Genomic DNA, 9,961 nt, shown 5'->3' with positions numbered 1-9,961 from the left:
CGACGCCGCGTCCGTGGCCGACGCCGTGCGCCGCGCCGGCGGCGAGCCGCTGGCTGCGGATCCGGAGGCGCTGCCGCCGCGGATCGCCGACCGCTACCTGGAGCTGAAGGCAGCCGGCCGGCTCTGACGTCGAGCGGCGCGTCGCCGGCGTTTGGGGTCCGATCCCGGCCGAATCCCACCCGTGCCGCGCCCCGGACCCCGCGAACGCGCCCCGAAACGAGGACGACCCCCGCCCGAGAAGGGCGGGGGTCATCACCGGACAAGCGTCAGCGCAGGTCGAACCGGTCCAGCTCCGTGACCTTGGCCCAGGCGGCGACGAAGTCGCGCACGAACTTCTCGGCCGCGTCGTCCGAGGCGTAGACCTCGGCGAGCGCGCGCAGCTCCGAGTTCGAGCCGAAGACCAGGTCGACGCGGGTGCCGCGGCCGACGAGCTCACCGGAGCCGTCCTTGCGCCCCTCGAACGCGTGGGAGCCCGGGTCCAGAGGCTTCCACGTCGTGCCGAGATCGAGCAGGTTCACGAAGAAGTCGTTCGTGAGCACGCCCGGGCGGTCCGTGAAGACGCCATACGCGGAGCCGTCCCAGTTCGCACCAAGGACCCGGAGGCCGCCGACGAGCACGGTCATCTCCGGAGCGGTCAGGGTGAGCAGGTTGGCCCGGTCCAGCAGCAGGTGCTCGGCGGGGATGCCGGCGACGTTCGACGCCGCGTAGTTGCGGAACCCGTCCGCCATCGGCTCCAGGAAGCGGAACGACTCGACGTCCGTCTGCTCCTGGGATGCGTCCGTGCGACCAGGGTGGAACGGCACCTCGATCTCGACCCCCGCTTCCCGCGCCGCCTTCTCCACCGCGGCGTTGCCCGCCAGGACGAGGAGGTCGGCGAGCGACACCCGGACGTCATCCGTCCGCGACGCGTGGAACGCCTCCCGGATCGACTCCAGCGCACCGATCACGCGCGCGACGCGGGCCGGGTCGTTGACCTCCCAGTCCTTCTGCGGCGCGAGGCGGATGCGCGCGCCGTTGGCGCCGCCGCGCTTGTCGCTGCCGCGGAACGAGGCCGCCGCCGCCCACGTCACCGACACGAGGTCGGAGACCGAGAGGCCGGACTCGGCGATGCGTCCCTTGAGGTCGGCGATCTCGGCGGCGCCGACCAGCGCGTGGTCGACGGCCGGCACGTTGTCCTGCCAGATGAGCTCCTCGGCCGGGACCTCGGCTCCGGCGTAACGGGCCCGCGGGCCCATGTCGCGGTGGGTCAGCTTGAACCACGCGCGGGCGAAGGCGTCCGAGAACGCCTGGGTGTCGTCCTTGAACCGGCGGGAGATCTTGTCGTACTCCGGGTCCATGCGCAGCGCCAGGTCCGTGGTGAGCATCCGCGGCTCCCTGCGTCCGTCGGAGTGCGCGAGCGGGACCATGTCCGCTCCCCCGCCGTTGATCGGGCGCCACTGGTGCGCGCCGGCCGGGCTCTGGAAGAGCTCCCACTCGTAGGCGTAGAGGATGTGGAAGAACTCGTTGTCCCAGCGGGTCGGGTGGTAGGTCCACGTGACCTCGAGGCCGGAGGTGATCTGGTCGTCGCCCTTGCCGGTCCCGTGGTTGTTCTTCCAGCCCAGGCCCTGCATCTCCAGCCCTGCGGCCTCGGGGTTGTCCTCCACGTTCTCATCGGACGCGGCACCGTGGGTCTTGCCGAACGTGTGACCGCCGGCGATGAGGGCGACGGTCTCCTCGTCGTTCATCGCCATGCGCGCGAACGTCTCGCGGATGTCGCGGGCCGCGGCGATCGGGTCCGGATTGCCGTTGGGACCCTCCGGGTTGACGTAGATCAGTCCCATCTGGACGGCGGCGAGAGGACGCTCCAGCTCGCGGTCGCCCGAGTAGCGCTCGTCGCCCAGCCAGGTCGTCTCCGGGCCCCAGTACACATCGTCGTCCGGCTCCCACGCGTCGACCCGGCCGCCGGCGAAGCCGAAGGTCTCGAAGCCCATGGACTCCAGCGCCACGTTCCCGGCGAGGATCATCAGGTCGCCCCAGCTGAGCGCCTGACCGTACTTCTTCTTGACCGGCCACAGCAGGCGACGGGCCTTGTCGAGGCCCACGTTGTCCGGCCAGCTGTTCAGCGGGGCGAACCGCTGCTGCCCGGTCCCGCCGCCGCCGCGCCCGTCCGTGACGCGGTAGGTGCCTGCGCTGTGCCAGGCCATGCGGATGATGAGCGGACCGTAGTGGCCGAAGTCGGCGGGCCACCAGTCCTGCGAGACCGTGATGACCTCGTGGATGTCCTTCTTCACCTCGGCGAGGTCGAGCGCCTCGAACGCGGCCTTGTAGTCGAAGCCCGCGTCGAGCGGATTGCGCTCAGCGGTGTTCTTCGCCAGGATCCGGACGTTGAGCTGCTCCGGCCACCACACGCGGTTGGCCGAGCCCATCGTGGGGTGCGGCTGGGCATGCACGACCGGGCATGCGCCCGCGTCGTTCGGCTCGTCCGTCACGGTGACGGACTGGTCGATGTCGGTCGTGTCGTCGGTCCCCGGCGTCTGGAGATCGGTCATGGGTGTCCTTCCCTTGATTGCGGTCGATGAGGTGCGGTGGGGTCGGTGAGGAACGGCCGGAGCCGTTGCGGGAGGAGGGGGGTCAGGCGGGGTCAGTCTCCGCAGCGCACGCCGCGCACAGGCCCCAGTAGGTGACCTCGGCGGTCGCGATCCGGTATCCGTGCGTCTCGCTCGGGATCAGGCACGGCGCGTGGCCGGTGGCGCAGTCGACGTCCTCGACGCCCCCGCAACGCGTGCAGATGAGGTGATGGTGGTTGTCGTCGACCCGCAGCTCGAAGAGCATGGGGTGCCCCGCGGGCTCGATGCGTCGCACGATGCCGGCCGCGGCGAAGTCGCCTAGTGCGTTGTAGACCGACTGACGACTCGTGGAGGCCAGCGCCGGGCGCACCCGCTCGTACACGTCCTCCGCACTCGCATGCGGCTGGGCGCGCAGCGCCTCGAAGACCTGGCGGCGGGACTCCGTCACACGCAGGCCCGCACGCCGGATCGCCGCCTCCGCGACGAGGGGGGCGTGCGTCTCGGTCATGTCGCCAGCCTACCTGTTTCTTTGAATCATTCAAGACAACCTCGGTCCCGGGCGCGTCGCCGCAGTGGCCCCGCCGACAGGCGCTCGCCTCGGCGGCGCGCCTCGGAGCCGGTCGTCGCGGGGCGCGGGATCATCGGGAGAGCGCGACCCCCACCGCCGCTCCGAAAGGACCTCGAGCGCCATGAGCGACACCCCTGTCAGCGTTCCGCCTCCCCCCTACGGCACCCGCCTGGTCGCGGAGGCCTTCGGCACGTTCCTCCTGGTCTTCGGCGGGATCGGGACGGCCCTGTTCGCCTCGACGCGATTCACCGATCCGGCGGCGGGCCCGGGCGTCTACCTGGCCGTCGCGCTCGCTTTCGGCCTGACCGTCGTCGTCGGCGTCTACACGTTCGGGCCGTTGTCCGGCGGCCACTTCAACCCGGCCGTGTCGATCGGCGCCGCCGCGGCGGGACGCCTGCCGTGGCGGGACGTCGGCGGCTACGTCGTGGCGCAGTTCGTCGGCGGCGCCGTCGCGACGACCGTGCTGACGCTCCTGGGCACCTTCGGCCCCGACGGATGGCTCGCCCGGGTGCAGGACGGCGGATTCGCGAGCAACGGCTGGGGCGAGAGATCCCCGGGCGGATTCGGGATGTTCGCCGCCATCACCGCCGAGATCGTCCTCACCGCCGTCTTCCTGTTCGTCATCCTCGGCACGACCCACCCCCGCCGGGGCACCCCGTTCGCCGGTCTCGCGATCGGGCTCTCGCTGACCCTGATCCACCTCGTCAGCATCCCGATCGACGGCACGTCGGTAAACCCCGCGCGCTCTCTCGCGACGGCGATCTACGGGGGCATCGTCCCCCTGTCGCAGCTGTGGGTCTTCCTCGTCTTCCCGTGCGTCGGAGCCCTCATCGCCGGGTACGCGCACCGCGCGCTGTTCGAGGGACGCGCACCGCACGCGGACCCGGCCTGACCGGGCCGCCGCCGCGCGCCTCGTGGGTTCAGCGGGCGCCGCTCAGCCGGCCATGAGCGTCGGCGTCCCGGCCTCGTACTCGACGAGATCGCCCGTCTCCCCCTGCCGGGCGGCCCGACGCCCGACGCCGAGCATGTACACGAGGAACACGGCGAGCGCGGCGACGCCGATCCCGATCTTGATCGGCCAGGGAAGCGCCCAGCCCGTGACGAACCCCTCGACGAGTCCCGCCAGCGCCAGTGCGAACACGAGCCCCATCGCGACGGTGGCGAGGGATCGCCCCGCCTCGGCGAGCGCGGCGCCGCGGGTGCGGGCCCCGGGCGCCACCCAGGCCCAGAAGACGTGGAGACCGGCCGCCGCCGCGACGAAGATGCAGGTCAGCTCCAGCAGCCCGTGCGGCAGGAGATACAGCACAGCGACGTCGCCGCGGCCGTGAGCCGCGAGGATGGCGATCGCGACTCCCACGTTCATGGCGTTCTGCACGATCGCGTACACGGGCCAGATCCCCGTCACCCCGAAGAGCACGCACTGCGCGGCGATCCACGCATTGTTGGTCCAGACCATGCCGGCGAACACCGCCGGCGGGTTCTCGGTGTAATACCCGGTGAAGTCCTCGTCGGCGTACTGCGCGAGCAGGTCCGGCGGGCCGAGCGCCGCCACGAGGGCGGGGTCGGAGGAGATCCATGCCGCGGTCCCCGCGATGATGACGAGGGCGACGAGCGTGACCGCGAGAGTCGTCCAGCGCAGTCGGTACAGCGCGGCCGGGAGCTGCCGGGCGAAGAAGCGCCCAGTCTGGACGAGGATGTTGTCCGCGGCCCCGGTCAGCCGCAGGCGTGCCCGCGCGAGGATCGTCGACACGTAGGCGCTCTGCGGCGACGTCCCGACCGAGGTCTTCAGGTCCGCGAGGTCCGCCGAGGCCGCGCGATAGCGCATGATCAGCTCGTCGACGCCCTCTCCGTCCAGGCGTGCGCGCGTCAGCTCGTCCAGGCGCGCCCACTCGGCGCGGCGGGCATCGGCGAGGGCGTCGGCATCCACCCGATTCACTGTACGCGTCCCGAGCGTCGGCAGCGTCAGCCCTGTCAGCCGCCGCGGACCGCAGCGGAGAACACGCACAGCGGCAGCGGGACAGGAACGGCGGCTCCGCGTGAGCGTGTGGTCTCCGGGGGTGCGCGTGGTCCTCTCGTTCGCACGGCATGCGCACGATACGGCGGCGAGTCCCCGGTCCCGACTCCGCGCGAGCGTGTGGTCTCCGCCGCTGCTCGGCCCGGCTCGCGGCGCGACCGCACGGAGGTGGCGCTCCGCAGGCAACCGACCCGACCGGGCCGCGTCTGATTTACTGTCCTCATGTCCGAACCGCAGGCCGCCGTCTCCCGGCCTGCCGACGACGAGGTGCTCTCCGGCGAGGCCGTCGCGATCGACGTGCAGCCGGTCGGCTTCTTCCTCCGGGCCCTCGGCGCGGCGATCGACGTCCTGCTGTCGCTGATCGTGATGGCCGCCTTCCTGTTCCTGCGGCTGTGGCTCGTCTCGGCGCTCGGATTCGACCCTGCCATCGACCGCATCCTCACCGTCCTCATGGCGGTCGTCGCCTTCGTGGTCGTGCCCTGCACGATCGAGGTGGCCACCCGCGGGCGCAGCCTCGGGCGGCTCGCCGTCGGCGGGCGGATCGTCCGCCTCGACGGCGGTGCGACCGGCTTCCGCCACGCCTTCATCCGCGCGCTCATCGGCGTCCTCGAGATCTACATGACTTTCGGCGCCGTCGCCGTGCTGACCGGCGCGTTCTCCGCCCGCTCGCAGCGCCTGGGTGACCTCGTCGCGGGCACGTACAGCCAGAGGGTGCGCACGCCCCGGCTGCCCGTGCACACGCCGAGCATGCCGCCCGCCCTGGCCGAGTGGGCGCGGGTCGCGGACGTCGCCCGGATGCCCGACCGCCTCGCGCGGAGGATCTCGCAGTTCCTGGAGCACGCCGACCGTCTGCTGCCCGCGGCGCGCGTCCGCGTCGCCCACGAACTGCTCACGGAGGCCGCGCCGTACATCTCCCCCCTGCCTTCCGCTCCGGACGAGGTGGTGCTGGTCGCGGCGACCGTCCTGCGCCGGGAACGCGAGACGCGCGCGCTGCGGATCGCGGACGAGCGCGCAGAGCAGCTCACCGGAATGCGCCTGCGCTCCTGACCCCGCCCCGCCCCATCCGCGCCGGGGACCGATCCGTCAGTAGCGGTAGTCGTCCCGCTTGTACGGACCCTCGACCGGCACGCCGATGTACGCGGCCTGCGCGGGCGTGAGCTCGGTCAGGACCGCGCCCAGCGCGTCCAGATGCAGACGGGCCACCTTCTCGTCCAACGCCTTCGGCAGGGTGTACACGCCCAGCGGGTACTGCTCCGGGCGCGTGAAGAGCTCGATCTGGGCGAGCACCTGATTGGTGAACGAGGCGCTCATCACGAACGACGGGTGCCCGGTCGCGTTGCCGAGGTTCATCAGCCGGCCCTCGCTGAGCACGAGGATGCTGCGCCCGGTGGGCAGTCGCCACTCGTGCACCTGCGGCTTGATCTCGACCGCCTCCGCGCCCTCCAGCGCGGCCAGCCCGGCGATGTCGATCTCGTTGTCGAAGTGGCCGACGTTGGCGACGATCGCGAGGTGCTTGAGAGCGAGCATGTCCGCCGTGGTGACGACATCGCGGTTGCCCGTGCCGGTCACCACGATGTCGACCTGGGGCGCCACGTCCGCCAGGCGCGCCACCTGGAACCCGTCCATCGCCGCCTGCAGCGCGCAGATCGGATCGACCTCGCTGACGAGCACCCGCGCCCCCTGGCCCCGCAGGGCCTCGGCCGCGCCCTTCCCGACGTCGCCGTAGCCGCAGACGAAGGCGACCTTGCCACCGATGAGGACGTCGGTGGCGCGGTTCAGCCCGTCCGGCATCGAGTGGCGGATCCCGTACTTGTTGTCGAACTTCGACTTCGTCACGGAGTCGTTGACGTTGATCGCGGGGAACAGCAGCTCCCCCGCGGCCTCCAGTTCATAGAGCCGGTGCACGCCGGTCGTGGTCTCCTCCGTGACGCCGACGATGCCGGCCGCCGCCCTGGTCCACCGCTGGGGATCCGCGTCCAGCGACCGTCGCAGCAGATCCAGGACGATCCGGTACTCCGGCGCGTCGTCGGCGCCGGCCTCGGGCACGGATCCGGCCGCCTCGAACTCGCGCCCCTTGTGGACGAGGAGGGTCGCGTCCCCACCGTCGTCGAGGATCAGGGTCGGGCCGTCGTGGCCCGTGGCGGACCAGTCGAAGATGCGGGCCGTGCAGCCCCAGTACTCCTCGAGGGTCTCCCCCTTCCACGCGAACACGGACACGCCGGCCGGCTCGTCCAGCGTGCCGTCCGGGCCGACCACGACCGCCGCGGCGGCCTCGTCCTGCGTGGAGAAGATGTTGCAGCTGGCCCAGCGGACCTCGGCCCCGAGCGCCACGAGCGTCTCGATGAGCACCGCGGTCTGCACCGTCATGTGCAGGGACCCGGCGATCCGCGCACCCTTCAGCGGCTGGGACGGCCCGTACTCCGCGCGCAGCGCCATGAGCCCGGGCATCTCGTTCTCGGCGAGCCGGAGCTGGTGGCGGCCTGCCTCGGCCAGGGAGAGATCGGCGACGGCGTACTCGGGCGTGGTCGGCATCCGACCATCATCCCACTCCCCGCCTGGCCGGTGCAGACGGATCGTCACACGCGGATGTCAGGCGCGGAGGGTCTCGTGGCGGACGACGATCCACCCGGCCGGGACCGAGAGCCGGTCGGCGTGGATGGCGCAGAGGTCGTGCGCGTGCGGATCGTTCTCGGCGCCCAGCGGACCCAGCGCGGCCATCTGGTCGCCGTAGTCATAGGTGAGCGTGGCCACGGCCTCTCGCGCGCAGCCGACCTTGGAGCAGAGTCGTCCGGACATCGATGCCAGCCTAGGCCCGGTGCCGCCGTGTCGGCGGGACGCCGCGCGGACTTCCTCGGTCCTGCCCGCGAGACCCCCTCGTCCCGCCCGGACCCCCTCCCAGATCCGTGTGTGGAAGGGGGTATGGGCGGGCGGAGGGGGTCTCGCGTCGTGCGCTGGCGGACCTAGACTGGCGGCATGCACCGCCGTCGCCCGTCGCGCAACGCCGTCCCGCCTCGTCGGGCCGCGCGTCACGGCCGCCACGGCCGCCTCGGCCGGAGCCCGGTCGTCCGGCCGCCGCTGCCTCCGCTGGACGGCCGCCTGGACCGCTTCGATCTCGCCGTCGGCACCGCGGTCGACTTCCTCCGCTCCACGTGGCCGGAGCTGCGCGACGTGCGCTTCGACATCGCCTCCATGCCGTCCGTCGTCGACGGCGAGCGGGTGCCGCGCTGGCACGTGGACACCCAGCGGCAGCGGATCGTCCTGTACCGGGTGCCGATCGAGCGGCTGCTCGTGCCCGGGCACGACGACGACCTGCACCGGCGGGTGGCGACCGAGGGCGCGGTCTTCCGCGCTGCCGCGGAGTACGCCGGGCGCGACCCGTGGGAGTTCGGCGCGCCGGGACACCCGGACGACTGAGCGCGTCGTCGCGGCCGGCGGACGACTGAGCGCGTCAGCGGCGTCCGGACGACCCGCCCTAGGGGTAGACGGTGATCTGCGGAGACGTCGCGGTCGCCGGCCACACGGGATAGCCGGCGATCTGCGAGGGCCCCGAGAACGCGACCGCCGCGCGCACCGGCGTCGCGGACGTCATCGTGTACACCTGCTCGCCGTCCACCGCCGAGACCGCGGATCCGCCCGCGGGCACCTGGACCGTGACCGGGGCGCCCCCGCCGACCGGCTCCAGCGTCACCTCGGCGTCGACCGATCCGTCGTTGTGCAGGTGCAGCGTCGGCGACGGGCCCTTCGCGACCGCGAAGGCGGTCGTCCCCTCCAGCTCCGGCGCCGGGGTCATCCACGCGAAATCGGCCCCGCCGCCGCGTCCCGTCGTCTGCCAGGCCGCGGCCACGACAGGGGCGCTCGCGTCGATGTCGATGCTGTAGAGGCCGGGCTTCAGTTCGGACATGTCGACCTCGGCGGGCTGCCCCTCCGTGAGCGACACGCTCTTGGGCTCGCCGACCGCGGCGCCGCTGTCCGCCAGGCGCGCCTGCAGGGTCACCGTCGCGTCCGACGACGGGGCCAGCAGGCGCACGACCGTCGACGCCCCCTCCCCGTCCGGCGGCAGCACGACGCGCACCCCGAGCAGGGAGACCTCGGTGTCCGGACGAAGGACGCCGTCCTGGACGTCGATCCCGGCCGGGTCCAGCGTGCGGATGAGGCTCGACTGCAGAGCGACCCGCACCGGAGCGCCCTCGGCCGTGGCCTGGACGACGGGAGCGGTCTGCCCGGCGGCGCCGGAGGCGAGCGGGACCGAACGCTGCGACCCCGGAGGGATCACGAGCTCGCTCGTCGTGCGCTCCCCCTGCGTGCCGAAGAACCGGAACGTCACCGTGGCGGTGACGTCGCTCGGGTTCGCGACGAGGATGACGTCCCCCGATCCCGTCCCGGCGGCGCCCCCGACGATCCACGACTCCATGCTGGGCGTGCGGCAGGCGGCGGCGGCGTATCCGGACACGTCCGGAGCCGCGATCGCGACCGACTCGGCGGCGGCGGCCTGTGCGGGCTCCCGGTCCACCGGAGGAGCGACGAACATCGGAGACTCCGTGGTGCCGTCGACGTCGGGGATCGCGATCGTCCGCTCCTCGAGCCGAACCCCGTCGACGGCGCCGCGCACGATCTCGGGCGTCCCCGCGGTGGAAAGGCGCCCGGCGTCCTGCGCGTCACGCCCGAGAGCGCGGAAGGGGCCTGAGCAGGTGAGCAGCGCGTCCCCGGCGACGGGGGCGACGGAGCGGTGCGCGGGCTCCTGCGCGACGACCGGCCAGGCGGCAGGCACGGCCAGGACGACGCCGGCGACGCACGCGGCGCTGACGACGACGCCCGCGATCACCCGCGCACTGG

The 9,961-nt window shown here is 72.7% G+C and carries 9 protein-coding genes; 3 read left to right on the top strand and 6 right to left on the bottom strand.

Features of this window, described 5'->3' with window-relative positions; genetic code table 11:
• Nucleotides 1-266: 266 nt before the first annotated feature.
• On the bottom strand, nt 267-2,528 hold the full coding sequence (katG, locus tag MR1_RS17530; RefSeq protein ID WP_067250031.1) for a catalase/peroxidase HPI: 2,262 nt from the start codon (nt 2,526-2,528) through the stop codon (nt 267-269).
• A gap of 82 nt (nt 2,529-2,610) precedes the next feature.
• A complete protein-coding gene (locus tag MR1_RS17525) occupies nt 2,611-3,054 on the bottom strand; it encodes a Fur family transcriptional regulator (protein ID WP_067250026.1) in 444 nt (147 codons plus the stop codon).
• A gap of 181 nt (nt 3,055-3,235) precedes the next feature.
• Between MR1_RS17525 and MR1_RS17520 the strand changes: the two genes are divergently transcribed.
• Nucleotides 3,236-4,006, top strand: a complete 771-nt coding sequence (locus tag MR1_RS17520) for an aquaporin (protein WP_067250023.1) — start codon at nt 3,236-3,238, stop codon at nt 4,004-4,006.
• Nucleotides 4,007-4,048: 42 nt separating this feature from the next.
• Here the strand turns inward: MR1_RS17520 and MR1_RS17515 are convergent, their stop codons facing one another.
• The gene (locus MR1_RS17515; RefSeq protein WP_067250019.1) at nt 4,049-5,041 is read right to left on the bottom strand and encodes a stage II sporulation protein M; all 993 of its coding nucleotides are present in this window, start codon (nt 5,039-5,041) and stop codon (nt 4,049-4,051) included.
• A gap of 309 nt (nt 5,042-5,350) precedes the next feature.
• On the opposite strand from MR1_RS17515, the gene MR1_RS17510 reads away from it, so the two are divergent.
• A complete protein-coding gene (locus MR1_RS17510) occupies nt 5,351-6,175 on the top strand; it encodes an RDD family protein (protein ID WP_067250016.1) in 825 nt (274 codons plus the stop codon).
• Between the two features lie 36 nt (nt 6,176-6,211).
• On the opposite strand, the gene ahcY is transcribed toward MR1_RS17510, so the two are convergent.
• Nucleotides 6,212-7,660, bottom strand: a complete 1,449-nt coding sequence (ahcY, locus tag MR1_RS17505; RefSeq protein ID WP_067250013.1) for an adenosylhomocysteinase — start codon at nt 7,658-7,660, stop codon at nt 6,212-6,214.
• Nucleotides 7,661-7,717: 57 nt separating this feature from the next.
• Nucleotides 7,718-7,924, bottom strand: a complete 207-nt coding sequence (locus tag MR1_RS17500; protein WP_067250009.1) for a DUF3499 family protein — start codon at nt 7,922-7,924, stop codon at nt 7,718-7,720.
• A gap of 177 nt (nt 7,925-8,101) precedes the next feature.
• On the opposite strand from MR1_RS17500, the gene MR1_RS17495 reads away from it, so the two are divergent.
• Entirely contained in the window at nt 8,102-8,542 is a 441-nt protein-coding gene (locus MR1_RS17495; protein WP_174522562.1) for a hypothetical protein, read from the top strand.
• A 58-nt stretch (nt 8,543-8,600) separates the two neighbouring features.
• Here the strand turns inward: MR1_RS17495 and MR1_RS20265 are convergent.
• The coding region (locus tag MR1_RS20265) for a DUF5719 family protein (RefSeq protein ID WP_169797712.1) at nt 8,601-9,961 on the bottom strand (1,361 nt) is incomplete at its 5' end.

Source organism: Microbacterium resistens NBRC 103078 (assembly GCF_001552355.1).
Taxonomy (GTDB): domain Bacteria; phylum Actinomycetota; class Actinomycetes; order Actinomycetales; family Microbacteriaceae; genus Microbacterium; species Microbacterium resistens.
This window is presented reverse-complemented; position numbering and strand designations above follow the sequence as displayed.